The organism is Streptomyces sp. NPDC040610 (assembly GCF_055594065.1).
Genome location: NZ_JBVIXA010000001.1, coordinates 1,000,955 through 1,018,514, shown reverse-complemented (window position 1 = coordinate 1,018,514; position 17,560 = coordinate 1,000,955). Strand labels below are relative to the sequence as shown.

General features: G+C 72.9%; 16 protein-coding genes. 9 read left to right on the top strand and 7 right to left on the bottom strand.

What is annotated here, in order from left to right; all coding sequences use genetic code 11:
- Positions 1-15: 15 nt before the first annotated feature.
- The 5 genes from ACZ6AA_RS04575 (at position 16) to ACZ6AA_RS04555 (ending at position 5,630) form a co-directional block, all read left to right on the top strand.
- Positions 16-879, top strand: coding sequence for a hypothetical protein (locus ACZ6AA_RS04575; RefSeq protein ID WP_468452516.1), 864 nt, complete (start codon positions 16-18; stop codon positions 877-879).
- A gap of 131 nt (positions 880-1,010) precedes the next feature.
- A complete protein-coding gene (locus ACZ6AA_RS04570) occupies positions 1,011-2,219 on the top strand; it encodes an ATP-binding protein (RefSeq protein ID WP_471456620.1) in 1,209 nt (402 codons plus the stop codon).
- A gap of 173 nt (positions 2,220-2,392) precedes the next feature.
- Positions 2,393-2,755: an SH3 domain-containing protein gene (locus ACZ6AA_RS04565; RefSeq protein WP_468452518.1), complete on the top strand. Its 363-nt coding sequence runs from the start codon at positions 2,393-2,395 to the stop codon at positions 2,753-2,755.
- A gap of 56 nt (positions 2,756-2,811) precedes the next feature.
- Entirely contained in the window at positions 2,812-4,179 is a 1,368-nt protein-coding gene (locus tag ACZ6AA_RS04560; RefSeq protein WP_471456216.1) for an FtsW/RodA/SpoVE family cell cycle protein, read from the top strand.
- On the top strand, positions 4,176-5,630 hold the full coding sequence (locus tag ACZ6AA_RS04555; RefSeq protein WP_468452521.1) for a penicillin-binding transpeptidase domain-containing protein: 1,455 nt from the start codon (positions 4,176-4,178) through the stop codon (positions 5,628-5,630). Before ACZ6AA_RS04560 ends, ACZ6AA_RS04555 begins: the two co-directional genes overlap by 4 nt.
- An 18-nt stretch (positions 5,631-5,648) precedes the next feature.
- Here ACZ6AA_RS04555 and ACZ6AA_RS04550 read toward each other — a convergent pair whose 3' ends face one another.
- A complete protein-coding gene (locus tag ACZ6AA_RS04550; protein ID WP_468452523.1) occupies positions 5,649-6,143 on the bottom strand; it encodes a DinB family protein in 495 nt (164 codons plus the stop codon).
- 37 nt (positions 6,144-6,180) lie between these two features.
- Complete coding sequence (locus ACZ6AA_RS04545) at positions 6,181-7,332, bottom strand: ferritin-like domain-containing protein (RefSeq protein ID WP_471456213.1); 1,152 nt, start codon at positions 7,330-7,332, stop codon at positions 6,181-6,183.
- A 201-nt stretch (positions 7,333-7,533) separates the two neighbouring features.
- On the opposite strand from ACZ6AA_RS04545, the gene ACZ6AA_RS04540 reads away from it, so the two are divergent.
- The 4 genes from ACZ6AA_RS04540 to ACZ6AA_RS04525 all read left to right on the top strand — a co-directional run bounded on the left by ACZ6AA_RS04540 (position 7,534) and on the right by ACZ6AA_RS04525 (position 11,151).
- Entirely contained in the window at positions 7,534-8,472 is a 939-nt protein-coding gene (locus tag ACZ6AA_RS04540; protein WP_468452527.1) for an AurF N-oxygenase family protein, read from the top strand.
- Between the two features lie 95 nt (positions 8,473-8,567).
- On the top strand, positions 8,568-9,299 hold the full coding sequence (locus tag ACZ6AA_RS04535; RefSeq protein ID WP_468452529.1) for a TetR/AcrR family transcriptional regulator: 732 nt from the start codon (positions 8,568-8,570) through the stop codon (positions 9,297-9,299).
- Between the two features lie 95 nt (positions 9,300-9,394).
- Positions 9,395-9,715: a hypothetical protein gene (locus ACZ6AA_RS04530; protein WP_468452531.1), complete on the top strand. Its 321-nt coding sequence runs from the start codon at positions 9,395-9,397 to the stop codon at positions 9,713-9,715.
- Positions 9,716-10,005: 290 nt separating this feature from the next.
- On the top strand, positions 10,006-11,151 hold the full coding sequence (locus tag ACZ6AA_RS04525; protein WP_468452533.1) for a C40 family peptidase: 1,146 nt from the start codon (positions 10,006-10,008) through the stop codon (positions 11,149-11,151).
- Positions 11,152-11,348: 197 nt separating this feature from the next.
- Here the strand turns inward: ACZ6AA_RS04525 and ACZ6AA_RS04520 are convergent, their stop codons facing one another.
- From ACZ6AA_RS04520 to ACZ6AA_RS04500, 5 genes are read right to left on the bottom strand one after another with little or no spacing between them, the layout of a single operon-like run.
- Entirely contained in the window at positions 11,349-12,584 is a 1,236-nt protein-coding gene (locus tag ACZ6AA_RS04520) for a styrene monooxygenase/indole monooxygenase family protein (protein WP_468452535.1), read from the bottom strand.
- A gap of 26 nt (positions 12,585-12,610) precedes the next feature.
- Positions 12,611-13,231, bottom strand: a complete 621-nt coding sequence (locus ACZ6AA_RS04515) for a GTP-binding protein (RefSeq protein WP_468452649.1) — start codon at positions 13,229-13,231, stop codon at positions 12,611-12,613.
- 52 nt (positions 13,232-13,283) lie between these two features.
- On the bottom strand, positions 13,284-13,697 hold the full coding sequence (locus ACZ6AA_RS04510; RefSeq protein WP_468452537.1) for a DUF742 domain-containing protein: 414 nt from the start codon (positions 13,695-13,697) through the stop codon (positions 13,284-13,286).
- On the bottom strand, positions 13,697-14,242 hold the full coding sequence (locus ACZ6AA_RS04505) for a roadblock/LC7 domain-containing protein (protein WP_468483967.1): 546 nt from the start codon (positions 14,240-14,242) through the stop codon (positions 13,697-13,699). Before ACZ6AA_RS04505 ends, ACZ6AA_RS04510 begins: the two co-directional genes overlap by 1 nt.
- 8 nt (positions 14,243-14,250) lie before the next feature.
- The gene (locus ACZ6AA_RS04500; protein WP_471456206.1) at positions 14,251-17,352 is read right to left on the bottom strand and encodes a sensor histidine kinase; all 3,102 of its coding nucleotides are present in this window, start codon (positions 17,350-17,352) and stop codon (positions 14,251-14,253) included.
- Between the last annotated feature and the right edge of the window lie 208 nt (positions 17,353-17,560).

The following is a 17,560-nucleotide window of genomic DNA, read 5'->3' as shown; positions in this document are numbered from 1 at the left end:
GAGCAGGAGTGCCAGTTGAACCGCAGCCGCAGGCCGCGCCGCCCCAGGCCCGCCCGCCGACGCGCGCTCGCCGCGGGCGCCCTCGCGCTGGCCGCGACCGCGCTGGCGGCGGGCTGCGGCGACCCCGGCGACCTGCGGGGCGCGGGCGCCACTCCGACGGCCGTCGGCCCCACCCGGCTGTGGCCGGACCTCCCGCCCGCGTCCTCGCCGGTCGGTGACTACGGCGAGGCGGACACCGAGGAGGTCGAGGGCGTCAAGGTGCCCGGCGGCGATCTGCACAAGGTGAACCCCGTCGCCATCGTCAGGGCGGAGGTGGCCGCGAACCCCGACGTCTACAGCGGGCCCGACGGGCTCTACAAGGAAACCGTCGAGGCCCTCAAGGACTGCGGCAGCGAGCCCAAGGACTGCCCGGTCCTCAAGGCGTACTACCGCGACTTCACCGGCGACGGGAAGGACGACCTCGTCGTCGGCATCCGCATGCCCGAGGAGCAGCTCGCCGTCCGCGTCTACGCGATGGAGAAGGGGCACCTCACCCAGATCATGGGCACCTCCGACGCGGTGCTCGGCGTGGAGCTCGCCGGGCGCGACCTGGTGGTGCGCGCGGTCTCCGGCATCCCGGGCTACGAGTACCGCACGGCCTGGTCCTGGGACCGGCACCAGCGCGCGATGCTGCCCACCCGCGACGAGATCCTGCGCTCGTCCGACGCGCCCCGCCCCAAGGGCGCCCGCAGCCAGGTACCCGCCCTGACCGAGGCCGACCCGGGCGCGGGCCCCGGCCCGGGTGAGACCTCTGGGCCGGGCGAGACGTCGGGCCCGGGTGAGACCCCCACGCCGACCGCCGGTCCGAGCGCCGACGCCCGTCCGGGCGAGGGTTCGTGACCGGCCGCGGCGAGGCCGGTGCCCGGCCCCGCGCCCGCGGGTCCCGGCTGCCGCGCCCGCCCCGGCTTCCGTTCCGGCTGCCCGCCTGGACCGCGACGCTGACGTGGAAGGCCGCGGTGTTCATCGCCGTGATGTGCTGCGCGCTCGCGGCGCTGCTCGGCGTGCTCGTCCATGTCGCGGTGACCAACCAGACCGTCGGCCAGGCCCGTGAGCGCGCCCTGACCCGGCTCGACGACGCCACCAAGCAGTACGAGGCGGGCGGGCGGCTCGGCCCGGGTGCGGGCGTCGACCCGCCCGGCCTGCCGCGGCGGCTGCGCGACCTCGCGGTGGGCGGGGAGCGCGGCACGATGGTCGGCGACCACGACGAGCGGCCGACCGTGTGGGCGGCGGGTCCCGCGGACGGCGGGCGGGCCATCGCCGTGCAGGTCGACTACGCGCAGGGCGCCCGCACCATCGACGGGCTCGACCGGGCCATCGTCGGCTCGTCGGTGCTCGCCATCGGGGCGACGCTGCTCGTCGGCTCGTTCGCGGTGACGCGGGTGACCCGGCGGCTGCACCAGACGGCCCGGGTCGCGCGCCGCATCAGCGCGGGCGACCTGGACGCGCGCGTCAACGACCCCCGCACCCACGACGAAGGGCGCCACCAGGACGAGGTGGCCACCGTCTCGGGCGCCCTGGACACGATGGCGTCGTCGCTCCAGGGCAAGCTCCTGAGCGAGCAGCGGTTCACCGCGGATGTCGCGCACGAGCTGCGGACGCCGCTGACCGGGCTGCACGCCGCCGCCGAGCTGCTGCCGCCGGGCCGTCCCACCGAGCTGGTCCAGGACCGGGTGGCGACGCTGCGCACGCTCACCGAGGACCTCCTGGAGATCTCCCGCCTCGACTCGCGCAACGAACGCGTCGACCTGGACGCGGTCCGCCTCGCTCCCCTGGCCGAACGTGTCGTGCGGGCTTCCGGGGCCGAGGTGGAGCTGCTGGTCGTACGGGACATCGTGGCGGAGACCGACGGGCGGCGGCTCGAACGGGTGCTGGGGAATCTGGTCGGGAACGCCCTGAAGCACGGGGCTCCGCCGGTTTCCCTGACCGTCGACGGGCCGGTGATCACCGTTCGGGATCACGGGCCCGGGTTCCCGGACTACCTCGTCGAGCACGGGCCTCAGCGGTTCCGTACGGAGGGGACCACCAAGGGGCACGGGCTCGGGCTCACCATCGCTCTTGGGCAGGCGGAGGTGCTGGGGGCGCGGCTGGTGTTCTCCAACGCGGCCGAGCCGGACGGGGCGGTGGCCGTGCTCACCCTCCCGCACGAAGTCACCGCGGGCGGCGTGGAGGACGTCGGTTGACCCCGGCGTCGGCGCACCCCTGAGTCGCGGCCTTCGGCCTTGCTCGTCCTCGAACGCCGGACGGCCCCTCTTCACCTCCTGTGATCGTTTGCGGACTCCTCGTGTCGCTCATAGCGTGAAATCGCGGCCTTTGACCGGTCGCGTCTTCCGTTCCGCTCTGCTGAGGAGGCCTCATGGCCCTTCGTTCCCGCTCCGCCGCCACCCGTCTCTCCATACTCGTGGCCGGCGGCGCCCTCGCCGCCGCGACCGTGCTCACCGCCGCTCCCGGCGCCGCCGCCGACGACGCGAACAACAATCCGCCGGTCTACAAGGGCCGGGTCACCGCCAAGACCGGGCTGCTCCTGCGGGACGCCCCGACGCGCGGCAGCAAGGTCATCCGGAGCGAGCCGTACGGCAAGGTCGTGCACATCTTCTGCAAGGCGCGCGGCGAGTACGTGCACCACAACGACCGCTGGTACCTGCTCACGGACGGCACCTGGGCCTGGGGCGCCGCGCACTACATCGCCAACATCGGGCCCGCGCCGCGCTGGTGCTGACCAGGACACCGGCGACATAACCGGACATTAGGCCCGCAGCTTGCTACGTTCCGGGCATGACCGGAACAGCGGCGGAGCCCGCCACCGTCGCCGCTGTCCGCGTCCCGCGGCGCCGCGGCACCGAGCTGGCGCTGATCGTCGTGGCCGTGCTGCTCCCGGTCTACGGCTACTGCGCCGTGGGGCTCGCCCACGACGGTTCCGTCCCGCCCGGCGCCGCCGGTTACGGCGCCGGGCTCGGGGTGCTCGCGCTCCTCGCCCACGGGGCGGTGCGGCTGCGGGCCCCGTACGCCGATCCGCTGCTGCTCCCGATCGCGGTGCTGCTCAACGGCCTCGGCCTGGTGCTCATCTACCGGCTGGACCTGGAGACGCCCGGCGACCGGGCGGCGCCCACGCAGCTCGTCTGGTCGACGATCGGCGTCGGCCTGTTCATCGTCGCCGTGCTGGCCCTGCGCGACTACCGCGTGCTCCAGCGCTACGCCTATCTGTCCGTGGTCACCGCGCTCGTCCTCATGATCGTGCCGATCTTCTTCCCGGCGGTGAACGGCGCCCGCATCTGGATCCGGGTCGGCGGATTCTCCATCCAGCCCGGCGAGTTCGCGAAGATCCTGCTCGCGGTGTTCTTCGCCAGCTACCTCGCGGCCAACCGCACCGCCCTGGCCTACGCGGGCCGCACCGTGTGGAGGTTCAAGCGGCTGCAACTGCCCACCGGGCGGGTGCTCGGGCCGATCGTGGCGATCTGGCTGCTGAGCGTCGGCGTGCTCGTCCTGGAGCGCGACCTCGGCACATCACTGCTGTTCTTCGGGCTGTTCGTGATCCTCCTGTACGTCGCCACCGGCCGCACCGGCTGGATCGCCGTCGGCCTGCTGCTCGCGGCGGTCGGGGCGTTCGCGGTGGGCTCCCTCGAACCGCATGTGCACGGCCGCGTCGAGGACTGGCTGCACCCGTTCGCGTCGATCGAGGCGGGCCAGGGGCCGAACCAGCTCGCCCAGTCGCTCTTCGCGTTCGCGGCCGGGGGCCTGCTCGGCAGCGGCCTCGGGCTCGGGCACTCCATCCTCATCGGCTTCGCCGCGAAGTCGGACTTCATCCTGGCTACGGCCGGCGAGGAGCTGGGCCTGACCGGGCTCGCGGCGATCTTCCTGCTGTACGCCCTGCTCGTGGAGCGCGGCTTCCGGGCGGGGCTCGCACTGCGTGACCCGTTCGGGCGGCTGCTCGCGATCGGGCTCGCGTCGATCGTGGCGCTCCAGGTGTTCGTGATCGCGGGCGGGGTGACGGGGCTGATCCCGCTGACCGGGATGGCCATGCCGTTCCTGGCGCAGGGCGGTTCGTCGGTCGTCACGAACTGGATCATCGTGGCGCTCCTGATCCGGGTCAGCGACTCGGCGCGCGCCCAGCCGGTGCCGGTGTCCGAGGAGGTCCGGGCGTGACCCGACACATCCGCCACGCCGCCGCGTTCTGCGCGCTGCTGCTCGTGGCCCTGCTCGTGAACGCGACCCGGGTGCAGGTCGTCGACTCCCGGACGTACGACGACAACCCCGCCAACCGCCGTACCGCCATCACCCGCTTCGACCAGCCGCGCGGCGACATCCTGGTGGACGGAGAGCCCGTGACCGGCTCCAAGGACACCGGCGAGCAGCTCCGCTACGAACGGACGTACCGCAACGGCCCGTTGTACGCCCCGGTGACCGGCTTCGCATCGCAGGTGTACGGCACCACGTTCCTGGAGCACGCCGAGGACGACATCCTCTCCGGCACCGACCCCATGCTCGCCCCGCTGCCCCTGTGGAACGACATCACCCGCGCCCAGAACCCGGGCGGCGAGGTCGTCACCACCATCAAGGCGGCCGTGCAGCGCGCCGCGTACGCCGGGCTCGGTGGCAAGAAGGGCGCCGTGGCCGCCCTCGACCCGGCCACCGGCGAGGTCCTCGCGCTGGTGTCCACGCCGTCGTACGACCCCGAGCGCCTGGCGGGCACGGGCAGCGCCGTGACCGGGGCCTGGGCGGGGCTCAACGCCGACCCGGACAAGCCGATGCTCAACCGGGCGCTCAGCCGGACCTATCCGCCGGGCTCGACGTTCAAGGTGGTGACGGCGGCGGCCGCGCTCGACGCGGGCGAGGTCACGGACCTGGACGCGGACACGAAGTCGCCCGACCCGTACACCCTGCCGGGCACCACGACGAGCCTGGCCAACGAGGTCGAGGGGTGCGCGAACGCCAGCCTGCGGTACGCCTTCCAGTGGTCCTGCAACACCGTCTTCGCCAAGCTCGGCGTCGACACCGGCCAGGACGCCATGGCGGGCACGGCGAAGAAGTTCGGCTTCGACACCTCCGGCCTGCGGATCCCGTCGCCGGTCGCCACCAGCACCTTCGACACCGCGATGGACGACGCGCAGCTCGCCCTGTCCGCCATCGGCCAGTACGACACGCGTGCCACGCCCTTGCAGATGGCGATGGTCTCGGCGGCCGTGGCGGGCGGCGGCTCGGTCAAGGCGCCGTACCTGGTGGACCGGACGACGACCGACGACGGCGACACCGTGGCGGCGAACGGCACCCGGACGCTCCGGCAGGCGATGAACCCGGGCACGGCCGTGCAGTTGCGCGAGCTGATGACGGACGTGGTCGAGAAGGGTACGGGCCGCAACGCGGCGATCGAGGGCGTGACCGTGGGCGGCAAGACGGGCACGGCCCAGCACGGCATCGGCAACACCGGCACCCCGTACGCCTGGTTCATCGCCTGGGCCCAGAAGCCGGGCGACGCGGAGCCGTCCGTGGCGGTCGCGGTCGTCGTCGAGGACGCGTCGGCGGACCGCTCGGACATCAGCGGCGGGGGCAGCGCGGCGCCGGTCGCGAAGGCGGTGATGGAGGCGGCGCTGCGCTGAGGCCGCGCCGTCGGGTGCCTAGTCGCCCAGCTGGGCCGTGGTGTTCGCGCCGTCGATCGCCTCGCGGAGGAAGTCCGCGTGCCCGGAGTGCTGTGCCGTCTCGCGCAGCAGGTGCAGCACGATCCGGCGCACGGACCACCGCGGTACGACGCCCGGCTCCCAGGGCGCTTCGGGCAGCGGCACGACGGTGTCGAGCCCCACGCGCTCCACGGCCTCGTCGGTGGCGCGCGCGGCGGCCTCGTACGTGGCCACGAGTGCGGCCAGGCCGGCGCCCGGCGGCATCTTGTACTGCTCCATGTCGAACATGCCGGGCGGGGTCTCGCCGGTGCCGCTGCTCAGGATGAGCGTCCAGTTGCGCTCGCCGTGCGTGAGGTGGTTCACGATGCCGCCGAGTGTCAGCTCGCTGACGGTGGACCGGGTGGCGGCCTGCTCGTCGGTGAGTCCGCGCGCCGTGATGAGGAGGGTGCGGCGCTGCTCGCGCAGGGCGTCGAGGAGTTCCTGGGTCTCGGTCATGTGGACACGCTAGGGTTCAAGTAGGACAGATCGTGGCCTAGTCGGGATCCGTGGCCGCGCCGGCCGCGACGGCCGCCTCGACCTCGGCCACCCGCTCCCCCTCCTCCGCGGCGAAGCGCTCGGCGTCCAGCTTCTCCGCGATCTCCTCGTCCTGCGCCATCAGCTGGTCGAGGTTGGAGTCGCCCATCTCGAACACGCCCATGTCGACGTACGCCTGCTGGAGCCGCTTGCCCCACAGGCCGATGTCCTTGACGCACGGCACGATGCGGCTGAACAGCAACTGCCGGAAGAGCTGGAGGTATTCGGAGCGCTCGCTGCACTCCTCGGCGTCCTTGAGCGGGATGCCGAAGTTCTCCAGGACCTCGACGCCGCGCAGCCGGTCGCGCATCAGATAGCAGCCCTCGATGACGAACTCCTCGCGTTCGCGCAGTTCGGCGTCGGTGAGCTGCTTGTAGTAGTCGCGCAGCGCCATCCGCCCGAAGGCCACGTGCCGGGCCTCGTCCTGCATGACGTACGCGAGGATCTGCTTGGGCAGCGGCTTGTCGGTGGTGTCACGGATCATGCCGAAGGCGGCCAGGGCGAGGCCTTCGATGAGGACCTGCATGCCGAGGTAGGGCATGTCCCAGCGGGAGTCGCGCAGCGTGTCGCCGAGCAGCGCCCGCAGGTTGTCGTTGATCGGGTAGAGCATGCCGATCTTCTCGTGCAGGAAGCGGCTGTAGATCTCGGCGTGCCGGGCCTCGTCCATGGTCTGGGTGGCGGAGTAGAACTTCGCGTCGAGGTCGGGGACGGACTCCACGATGCGGGCCGCGCACACCATCGCGCCCTGCTCGCCGTGCAGGAACTGGCTGAACTGCCAGGAGGCGTAGTGCTTGCGCAGTTCGCCGCGCTCGGCGGGGGACATCAGGTCCCAGTACCGGGTGCCGTAGAGCGACATGGCCTCGTCGGGGGTGCCGAGCGGGTCCAGCGGGTCGACCTCAAGGTCCCAGGCGATGCGCTTGGCGCCGTCCCACTGCTTGTCCTTGCCCTTTTGGTAGAGGTTCAGGAGGCGTTCGCGGCCCTCGCCGTACTCCCAGCTGAAGCGGGCCGCTCCGGTCGCGGGCACCGCCCAGGTGAGGTCTCCCCCGCCGCCCGTTCCCTGGCTGGTACCGCTCTCCCGGCCTGCGTTGACGTACAGATCGCGTGTGGACACTGACGGCTCCTCGCGGGTCTCGGCGGCCCCCGCTGCCGCGCGACCGCCGCACAGGGGTGGCTCCTTGGCAGGCTCACACGGTGGTAGACGCGGGGTCAACAAGTCGTGCGCAAGGGATTGACGGCCTTGCTGACAAGCAGTCTCATAAGTCGTGACCCCCGGTAACCCGCTTGCGAGAGCACACGAGGAGCAGGAGATCTCATGACGACCGTGACCGAAGACAGCGAACTCGCGGGTCTGCGGGACGCGCTCGGCCTGCTCAAGGACCGCGAACAGGTGGCTCAGCGACTCCTTGAGTCCTCGGCCAAGCACTCCTTCGACCCCGACAAGGAGCTGGACTGGGACGCGCCCGTCGAGGACGGCAAGTGGTTCTGGCCGCCGGAGCTCGTCTCGCTGTACGACACCCCGCTGTGGAAGCGGATGTCCGAGGAGCAGCGCCACGACCTGGCCCGCCACGAGGCGGCCTCACTGGCCTCGCTCGGCATCTGGTTCGAGATCATCCTCATGCAGCTGCTCGTGCGGCACATCTACGACAAGTCCGTGACCAGCGCACATGTCCGGTACGCGCTCACGGAGATCGCCGACGAGTGCCGCCACTCGATGATGTTCGCCCGCATGATCGAGAAGGGCGGGGCGCCGACGTACCCCGTCACCAAGCTCAACCACAACCTCGCCCGCGTCCTCAAGACCGTCTCCACCACCCCGGGATCCTTCGCCTGCACCCTCCTCGGCGAGGAGATCCTGGACTGGATGCAGCGCCTGACGTTCCCCGACGAGCGCGTGCAGACCCTCGTGCGCGGCGTCACCCGCATCCACGTCGTGGAGGAGGCCCGCCATGTCCGCTACGCCCGCGAGGAGCTGCGCCGCCAGATGGTGACCGCGCCCCGCTGGGAGCGCGAACTGACCCGCGTCAGCAGCGGCGAGGCGGCCCGCGTCTTCTCCATCGCCTTCGTCAACCCGCAGGTGTACACGAACGTCGGCCTGGACCGCCGCGAGGCCGTCGCCCAGGTCAAGGCGAGCGGTCACCGGCGCGAGGTCATGCAGTCCGGCGCGAAGCGGCTGACGGACTTCCTGGACGACATCGGCGTGCTGCGCGGGGCGGGCAGGCGGCTGTGGAAGTCCTCGGGTCTGCTCGCGTAGCCCGCCGCGCGCTCCCGGCCGCTCCCGGCCACCCCGGGCCCCGGGGTGGCCCCGCACCCGACTCTTCGTACGAAAACACGGTTACGCTGCGGGACATGACCCAAGCCGTCGGCCCCACCCGCGCGTACCGGCGCCTCAGCGTCGAGGAGCGCAAGAGCCAGCTCCTCGACGCCGCCCTCAACCTCTTCGCGCACCGCGCGCCCGAAGAGGTCTCCCTCGACGACGTCGCGGAGGCCGCCGGGGTCTCGCGGCCCCTGGTCTACCGCTACTTTCCCGGCGGCAAGCAGCAGTTGTACGAAGCGGCGCTGCGCACGGCCGCCGACGCGCTGGAACAGTGCTTCGCCGAACCGCAGGACGGCCCGCTCACCCGGCGCCTCGGCCGCGCCCTCGACCGGTACCTCGCCTTCGTCGACGAGCACGACACCGGGTTCAGCGCGCTGCTCCAGGGCGGCAGCGTCATCGAGACCTCCCGCACCACCGCCATCGTCGACGGCGTCCGCCGCGCCGCCGCCGAGCACATCCTCGCCCACATGGAACTCCCCGAGCCGCCGAGCCCCCGGCTGCGCATGACCGTCCGCATGTGGATCACCGCCGTCGAGGCCGCCTCCCTCATCTGGCTCGACGAGGACAAGCAGCCGCCCCTGGACGAGCTGCGCGCATGGCTCGTCGAACAGTTCGTCGCCCACATCACGGCCACGGCGGGCCGCGACCCCCAGACCGCCGTCATGGTCCGCCACGCCCTCTCCCTGGAGACACCGGAGGGCGCGGTGGGCGAGCTGGCACGCCGGGTGCTTCCGGTGGTGGCGGGGGCGGGCCACCTGCTCTAGGGGACGCGGGGGCTGCGGGGTCGTGGAGCCACAGGGCCATGGAGCCACGGGGCCGTGGGGCCGCGCGGTCGGGTCGCCGGGGAGACACTGGTGCCGTGAAGAGTGAAGAGACCCCCTTCGTGGGCGGCCCCCTGGACGGCCGCGTCCTGCCCGTCCTCCTCGGCCCGACCGGCCACCCCCCGAAGGTCTACCGCGTCCCCGTCCCCGACGACGCGGGCGGCGAGCCCACGATCCTCGTCTACCGCCGCGTAGCAGCGGGCACCGCCCGCCGCTTCGGCCTCCACCCCGGCTGGAAGTACGAGTACGACGACGGGGGCGGCGGGGGCGAAGGGGGCTTGCGGAACCTGCGTTGGCCGTGGTCGAAGCCAGGTCCTGGGCGGACGGCCGGGACGGACGCGGACGGCCCCCGAGCGTAGCTCCAGCCCCTGCCGGGTAACTCTCAGCCCCTGCCCGGCATCTTCCAGCCCCTCCGGCGCTTGAGGAGCGGGGTCTGGGGCGGAGCCCCAGGATCGGGAAGGGGCGGGATTGGGGAAAGCCCCGCAGGGCCCACCCCCGCCGACCCCAGGTGCAACCCGCCGCGCCGCGAACCCCTGGACGGGTGACCTCATTGCGCCAACCGCCCACCGCCACCGCGCGCCCCACCCCCCGCCATCCCATGCTCACGGTGCACGGGCGGACCCCCCGCCCCACACCGGGAGGTGATGACATGTCAGGAAGGCTGCTGCGCTGGGCGTGCACCGGATCCGCACTCTCCGCGCTGCTCACCGCCACCCCCCTGACCCCCCACGCCGCACCCGCACACGCGGCCCCCGCCCCCGACAAGCGCCCCGTCGCCGAACTCCTGACGGACCTTCAGCGCCTGTACCGCAAGGCCGAGGAGTCCACGGAGACGTACAACGCGACCGAGGAGAAGCTCACCGACCAGCGCCGCGAGGTCACCGGCCTCAACCGCAGCCTCGCTGCGGCCCGCGCCTCCGCGCACGACGGCAGAGGCGCGGCCGGCCGCCTCGCCCGCCAGCAGTACCAGCACGGCACCATCGAGATCTCCTCCTACGTACGCCTCCTCCTCGCCCGCGATCCGCAGGGCGCCCTGGACCAGCGACACGTCCTGCGCCGCGCGTCCGCCGAGCGGGCCGCCACCGTCACCCGGCTCGTCGACGGCGAGAGGAAGGCCGACGGCCTCGCCCGCGCGGCCCGCCGCGCCCTCGCCACCCAGGAGTCCCTCGCGCAGCGGCAGCGGACCGCCCGGGACGCGGTGCGGACCCGGCTCAAGGAGGTCGAGGAGCTGCTCGCCTCGCTCTCCGCCGAGGAGTTGGCCGCGCTGGGGCGGGCCGAGGAGGACGGGGCCGCGCGGGCCCAGCGGCGGCTCGTCGCGTCCGGGGCGCTCGGGGCGCCGGCCGGGGTCGGGCGGGCGCCTTCCGTCCGGGGGGAGCGGGCGCTGCGGTACGCCGTGGCGCAGATCGGGAAGCCGTACGAGTGGGGGGCGGAGGGGCCTGCCGCCTTCGACTGTTCCGGGCTCACCCAGCGGGCCTGGGGGGTGGCGGGCCACGGCATCCCCCGGACCAGCCAGCAGCAGTGGGCCCGGCTGCCCCGGGTCCCCCTCCGGGACCTGCGGCCCGGCGACCTCGTCGTCTACTTCCCCCGCGCCACGCACGTCGCCCTCTACCTGGGCCGCGGCAAGGTCGTCCACGCACCCCGGCCCGGGGCCCGCGTCAAGGTCTCCCCCCTCGCCGCGAACCCCGTCCTCGGTGCCGTCCGCCCCGACCCCCGGGCCACCCCGGTCTCCGACTACCGCCCGCCCCGCCTGCCCGCGGGGGCGACGAAGGGGGCGGACCGGGGGTGGGCGGGCTAGGCCTCGCTGGGGCGCCCCAGTCCCACCCCTTCACCGAAACCGGGGGCTGCGCCCCCGGACCCCCGCTGATCGGCGCTCCGCGCCTCGTCCTCAAACGCCGGACGGGCTGGAAGGGTGGGTGGGGGGCAGCCCCTCCGGCGATTGAGGAGCGGGGTCTGGGGCGGAGCCCCAGGATCGGGAAGGGGCGGGGTTGGGGGCTACGCAGCCGCGACCCCCGCCACATACCCCTCCGCCAGCTCCGCCTCATAGAAGTAGTTCTCGAAGTCCGCCGGATCGTTGAAGCCGTTGGCGAAGCGGTCGGCGACCGGCTGGAGGTCGCCGGCGGCGCCGAGGAGGTTGAGGACGTGCTCGGGCGGCACACCCAGCATGGCGTTGGTCCACTTGGTGACGTGCCGCGCGGTGGCCCAGTACCGGTCGAAGGTCCCCTGCATCCACGCCTCGTCGAACGGCCGCTCCCCATGGGAGACGATCGACGAGAGATAGGAAGCGGCGCACTTGGACGCGGAGTTGGACCCCTGCCCGGTGATGGGGTCGTTGGCGACGACGACGTCGGCGACGCCGAGGACGAGCCCACCACTGGGCAGCCGCCCGACGGGCTTGCGCACGGTCGGGGCGTACCGCCCGGCCAACGTGCCACCGGCGTCGGTGAGTTCGACCTTGGTGGCGCGGGCGTACTCCCAGGGCAGGAACTTCTCCAGGAGTTCAAGGGTGAGGGAGAGGTGCTCACCGGGGTCCTTGACGCCTTGGAAGACGTCGAGCGGACCGCCGGGAACGCCCTCCCAGAAGAGGATGTCGGCGCGCCCGGACGTGGTGAGCGTCGGCATGACGAAGAGTTCACCGACGCCGGGCACGAGGTTGCAGCGTACGGCGTCGAACTCGGGGTGCTCGGGCCGCGGCCCGAGGCCGTGGACGTAGGCGACGGCGAGGGCCCGCTGCGGCGCGTCGTACGGCGAACGCGAGGCGTCCCGCTCGAACATGGACACCAGCTCGCCCTTGCCCGCGGACACGAGCACCAGGTCGTACGTACGGGAGAAGTAGTCCAGGTCGGAGACCGCCGCGCCATGGATGACGAGCTGCCCGCCGCGCTGCGCGAACGTCTCCATCCACCCGGCCATCTTCACGCGCTGGTCGACCGACTGCGCGTACCCGTCGAGCTTGCCGACCCAGTCGATGACGCGGGCCGAGTCGGGACCGGCGACGGAGACGCCCACGCCCTCGATGTCGGGGGCCTGGGACTCCCAGAAGTTCAGGCCCAGTTCCCGCTCGTGCTGGAGGGCCGTGTGGAACATGCACTGCGTCGACATGACCCGGCCGGCCCGGATCTCGTCCGCCGTGCGGTTGGACATGAGGGTGACCTCGTACCCCTGCGACTGGAGTCCGAGGGCGATCTGGAGACCGGACTGACCGGCTCCGACGATGAGTATCTTCCGCATGCTGATAGGGATCCTTCTGTTCAGGGCTACTCGGGGGTGCGGTCGAGCGCGTGCCCCACCAGGGCGAGCAGCGACTCGATCGCCGAGATCCGCTGCCGCGCGTCCATGATCAGGACGGGGATGTGCGCGGGCACCGTCAGCGCCTCTCGGACGTCCTCGGCCTCGTACCGCTCGGTGCCCTCGAAGTGGTTGACGGCCACGACGTACGGCAGTCCGCAGCTCTCGAAGTAGTCGAGCGCGGGGAAGCAGTCGGTGAGGCGGCGGGTGTCGGCGAGCACCACGGCGCCGATCGCGCCGCGCACCAGGTCGTCCCACATGAACCAGAAGCGCTGCTGGCCCGGTGTGCCGAAGAGGTAGAGCACCAGGTCGTCGTCCAGCGTGATGCGGCCGAAGTCCATGGCGACGGTGGTCGTGGTCTTCTCGGGGGTGGCGCTCAGGTCGTCGGTGTCCGCGCTGGCCTGCGTCATCAGCGCCTCCGTCTGGAGGGGCGTGATCTCGGAGACGGCGGTGACGAGCGTGGTCTTGCCCACGCCGAAGCCGCCCGCGACGACGATCTTCGTGGCGATCGGCGCGCGGGTGTGGTCGTTCTGCCAGGCCTGCACGCCCTCTTCGCGGGCGAGGAGTTCGGAGACGGCGGAACCTGAGATCGCGGGGTCGGAGATCGCGGGGCCCGAGATGGTGGGGTCGGAGACGGTGGAGTCAGAGACGGCGGAGTCCACTCAGCACCCTTTCGAGCAGTGCGCGGTTCGGCTGCCCGGGGCCGTGGCCCGTTCCGTACACGCGGATCTTTCCCTGGTCGGCGAGGTCGCTGAGCAGGACGCGGACCACACCGAGGGGCATCTTCAGGAGCGCGGAGATCTCGGCGACCGTACGCATCCGGCGGCAGATCTCGACGATGGCCCGCATCTCCGGCATGACGCGGGTGCTCAGCGGGTCGCCCTTGCCCAGCTCCCGGCGCTCCTCGGGGGCTTCGATGGCGGGGTTCGCGGCCACGAACGTCTCGACGAGCAGGACGTGCCCGAAGCGGGTGCGGCCGCCGGTCAGCGAGTACGGGCGCACGCGCGCCGGCTTCCGCGCGCCGCCGCGCCGGGGAAGCTCGGGCACGGCGCTCATCACACGCTCTCCATCGACTGGCGCAGCTCGCTGCGGAGTTCGGGCGTCAGGACGTGTCCGGCGCGGCCGACGAACAGCGCCATGTGGTACGCGACGACCGTCATGTCGCAGTCGGGTGTCGCGTGCACGCCGAGCAGCGAGCCGTCGCTGATCGCCATCACGAAGAGGCTGCCCTCCGCCATGGCGACGACGGTCTGCTTGACCGAGCCGCCGTCCATCAGCCGGGCCGCGCCGAGGGTGAGGCTGCCGAGCCCGGACACGATGGTGGCCAGGTCGGCGCTCGAACCCCTGGGGCCGGTGGGCCTGGTGGCGGGGCGGCGCTCGGCGTTGCGCACGGGGTCGGAGGAGAGCAGCAGGAGTCCGTCGGACGAGACGACGGCGACCGAGAGGATTCCGGGGACCTCCTCGACCAGGTTGGTCAGGAGCCAGTGGAGGTTCTTGGCCTCACTGCTGAGCCCGTAGGCGATGGGCTCGCCGGACGCCGACGCGGGGTCGGTGCCCGGGTCGGGTTTCACTGGTTTGGCGGAAGAACCGGGTGTGCGCATGGGCGCAGTCAACTGCTTGCCTCCTCGACTGGGTCCCCCGGAACATCTGCGGCACGGTGGCCTTCGGCACTCTCTTCTGTACGGGCTTCTGTACGGGCCCCGGTGCGGGATTCCGTACGGGCTTGCGTACGGGCCAGTTCCGCCGCCACGTCCCGGCGGCCGCTGTTGGCCCCCTGCTGGAACCCGCCGAGCCTGCGCCGCAGTTCCTCGGCGTCGACGGCGGGCCGCGGCTGCGGTGTGGAGCTCCCGGCGGTGGCGGTGATCCTCGGGGTCCGCTTGGGGAGGCCCTTGGCTGTGAAGACGGGGGCGTCGGTGTCCCCCGACAGCGCCTCGGCCTCCCGTACGGACTCGGCTTCCGGAAGGCCTCCGCCCTCCGGGAGCTCGTCCGGAAGCTCTTCCAGGAGCTCGTCCGGGAGTTCCCCCAGCAGCCCTTCCCGCAGCTCTTCCGGCAGCTCTTCCGCCGCCACCGCCGCGTCCCGCTCCGACGGCGACTGCGCGTCCGGCTTCGGGCGCGCCTCCTGCTCCGGCCGGACCTCGTCGTCCGGCCGCGCGTGCGGCTCCGCGTCGTCCGGGTGGTCGGCCGGGACGGGCGGCGCCAGGAGTTCGAGGGTCGTCTCCGCGGCGGCGATCAAGGGGTCCCGCTCGCCCGAACGGGGCGGCAGGACATTGGAGTTCGCCTCTGCTTCGGAGCCGGGCAACTGCACCAGCGGCGCATCGGCGCGCGCGGCGGGCACCGCTCCGGGCGCGCCCAGCGCGGGCGGGGCGGCGAGGATGCCGTCGGGCAGGACGACGACCGCCGCGACCCCGCCCTGCTTCTGCTCGCGCAGCCGCACCCGCGCCCCGTGCCGGGCGGCGAGCCGCGCCACCACGTACAGGCCGAGCCCGAGGCCGTCGCCGCTCTCCTGGTCGTACACGTCGTCGGGGGAGAACTCCGCGAGCCGCGCGTTGAGTCCCTCCAGGCGCTCCGCGGCGACGCCGATGCCCTCGTCCTGCACGGAGAGCATCACCTCTCCGTTCTCCAGGAGCCAGCCGGACACCTCGACGGCGGCGTCGGGCGGCGAGAACGAGGTGGCGTTCTCCAGGAGTTCGGCGACCAGGTGGCTGATGTCGTCGGCGGCGAACCCGGCGATGTGCGCGTGCGGCGGCAGCGTGGCGATGCGGACGCGTTCGTACCGCTCGATCTCGCTGACGGCGGCGCGTACGACGTCGACGAGCGGCACCGGGCCCGCGTGCTGGTGGCCGTGCTCGGCGCCCGCGAGGACCAGGAGGTTCTCGCTGTGGCGGCGGGTGACGGTGGCGAAGTGGTCGAGCTTGAAGAGGGTGGCGAGCCGGTCGGGGTCCTGCTCGCGCTCCTCCAGGCTCTCGATGACGGCGAGCTGCCGCTCGACCAGGCCGAGCGTGCGCAGCGCGAGGTTCACGAACGTGCCGTGGATGCTGCGGCGCACCCGCTCCAGATGGACGGCGGCCTCGGCGAGTTCGGCGCGCAGCGCGTCGCGCTCGTCGGCCATCTCCTGCCGGGCGTCGGCCATCGTCTGCCGCTGGCCGATGAGGTGCTTGCGGTCGGCCTCCAGGGTGGTGAGCCGGTCCTGGAGGGCGACGGCGTGGCCGTGCAGCGCGTTGACGGAGCGTACGACCGCGGCGAACTCGTCGTCGCGGCCGGTGAAGCGCACCGGCTCCTCGGTCGCGGGCGCGGTCGCGACCCGCTCCGAACCCCGGCGCAGCGCGGCGAGCGGCCGGGTCAGCGAGCGGGCCGTGCCCATGCACACGCCGACGGCGACGAGCAGCAGCACGCCGACGAGCGCGATGCGGATCTCCAGCGCGGTGACGTCGTCGTCGCGCAGGTCGCCGAGGCTCTGGGTGCGGGCGTCCGCGAGCGCGTTCTCGGCGCCGCGCATGGCTTCGATACGGGCGGACAGCGCGCTGTCGAGCTTCTCGCGGTCCAGGCGCTGGTCGGCGGCGGAGAGCCGGGGCCGGTCGGTGAGGCGCGTCAGATACTGCTCGGCGGTCGTGACGCCGTTGCCGGTGACGGTGGACTCGTAGGTGGCGCGGGCCTTGGCGGGCGCGGTGTCCAGGAAGTCGGCGAGCGCGGCCAGCTCCCGTACATGGGCCTGCTGGGCGGCGGCGCTGAGGCCGTCGCGGCGCCCGTCCTCCTCGCTGTCGCCGGTGCCGGAGTTGGTGGGCAGGCCGGTGACCGGGTCGACGGTGGAGCCGGTCGACGCGGGGCGGGGCACGGCGAGCGCGGCGAGCAGCAGGCCGCGCGCGGATCCCGCCTGGTCGACCGCGTGGTCGAGGTCGGCGAGGGCGTGGGCCCCGGAGCCCGCGCGCGGCGGGAGTCTCTCGGCGAGTTCACGGGTGAGGCCGTGCAGTTCGGTGATGGCCTTCGCGTACGCCTTGTGGGCGTCGAGGGCGCTGGCCTTGCCGGTGAGCGCGGCCCTGCGCACGGACGCGAGCCCGGCGAGGTCGCGGCGCAGCTCGGCGGTGACGGAGGTGTTGGTGTTCGCGTCGGCGGCGGCCTCGCGGAGCTCCTCGATGCTCCGGTCCACGCGCGCGCTGTGGCTCTCCGAGAGGCCCTTGCCGTCGGGGCGTCCCGCGGCGATGTACGCGGTGACCTCGTCGCGCTCGTCGGCCAGGGAGTGACTGAGCGTGATCGACTGCTGGGTCAGCTCGGCGAGCGTCACCAGGCTCTGGGATTCGTTGAGTTGGCTGGACGCGGTGACGATGACGGGCGCGCCGGCTCCGGCCACGGCGGCGGCGACGACCGCGACGGCCACTACGAGGCGGTTGCGGACGCGGGCTTTGGGTGGGGTGGGAGGTGCGGGGGGCACGGGGGCGGCTGGCGTGGGGGCGGGTGTGGTCGGCTCGGCGCCGGGCCGGGTGTGCGTCGCCGTGCTGGAGGTGGCGTCCGTCGCGGACGAAGCCGTGTTCGTGGCCGCGGCCTTGTTCGGAGCCGCCGTCTTGTTCGTAGGCGCAGTCTTGTTCGTGGCCGCGGCCCTACCCGCGCCGGGCTCCGGCGTGCCCTCCGCGGCGTCGGGCCCCCGCTCGGCGGGAGGGGTCGCGCCCGGCGAGTCCCCTGCCGGGGCCTGCTGCCTGCCTTCGCGCCGAGGCCGCATCTCTTGCACCGGTGCTCGCATTCCTGTTTTCGTCTGCCCTAGGGCCCAGGTGACGATCCGTCAACGCGAGCGCTCCCGGCACGGTTCCCGACCTTCGCAGACGATTCCAGTGCCGGAGCGCGGCAGTCGAGCATCGTCTGCCTGGCCACCTGAAGGAGTGAACATCGGCAGGGAGTTGGTGAGCAAGTCACCCTGCGTGTCGTGCGGG

Excerpts from the sequence above, each read along its gene's own strand:
- ACZ6AA_RS04570 (WP_471456620.1), top strand. The coding sequence starts at position 1,011 with ATGTGCTGCGCGCTCGCGGCGCTGCTCGGCGTGCTCGTCCATGTCGCG.
- ACZ6AA_RS04500 (WP_471456206.1), bottom strand. The coding sequence starts at position 17,352 with ATGCGGCCTCGGCGCGAAGGCAGGCAGCAGGCCCCGGCAGGGGACTCG.
- ACZ6AA_RS04510 (WP_468452537.1), bottom strand. The coding sequence starts at position 13,697 with ATGAGCGCCGTGCCCGAGCTTCCCCGGCGCGGCGGCGCGCGGAAGCCG.
- ACZ6AA_RS04535 (WP_468452529.1), top strand. The coding sequence starts at position 8,568 with ATGACCCAAGCCGTCGGCCCCACCCGCGCGTACCGGCGCCTCAGCGTC.
- ACZ6AA_RS04565 (WP_468452518.1), top strand. The coding sequence starts at position 2,393 with ATGGCCCTTCGTTCCCGCTCCGCCGCCACCCGTCTCTCCATACTCGTG.
- ACZ6AA_RS04505 (WP_468483967.1), bottom strand. The coding sequence starts at position 14,242 with ATGCGCACACCCGGTTCTTCCGCCAAACCAGTGAAACCCGACCCGGGC.
- ACZ6AA_RS04525 (WP_468452533.1), top strand. The coding sequence starts at position 10,006 with ATGTCAGGAAGGCTGCTGCGCTGGGCGTGCACCGGATCCGCACTCTCC.
- ACZ6AA_RS04540 (WP_468452527.1), top strand. The coding sequence starts at position 7,534 with ATGACGACCGTGACCGAAGACAGCGAACTCGCGGGTCTGCGGGACGCG.
- ACZ6AA_RS04520 (WP_468452535.1), bottom strand. The coding sequence starts at position 12,584 with ATGCGGAAGATACTCATCGTCGGAGCCGGTCAGTCCGGTCTCCAGATC.
- ACZ6AA_RS04550 (WP_468452523.1), bottom strand. The coding sequence starts at position 6,143 with ATGACCGAGACCCAGGAACTCCTCGACGCCCTGCGCGAGCAGCGCCGC.
- ACZ6AA_RS04560 (WP_471456216.1), top strand. The coding sequence starts at position 2,812 with ATGACCGGAACAGCGGCGGAGCCCGCCACCGTCGCCGCTGTCCGCGTC.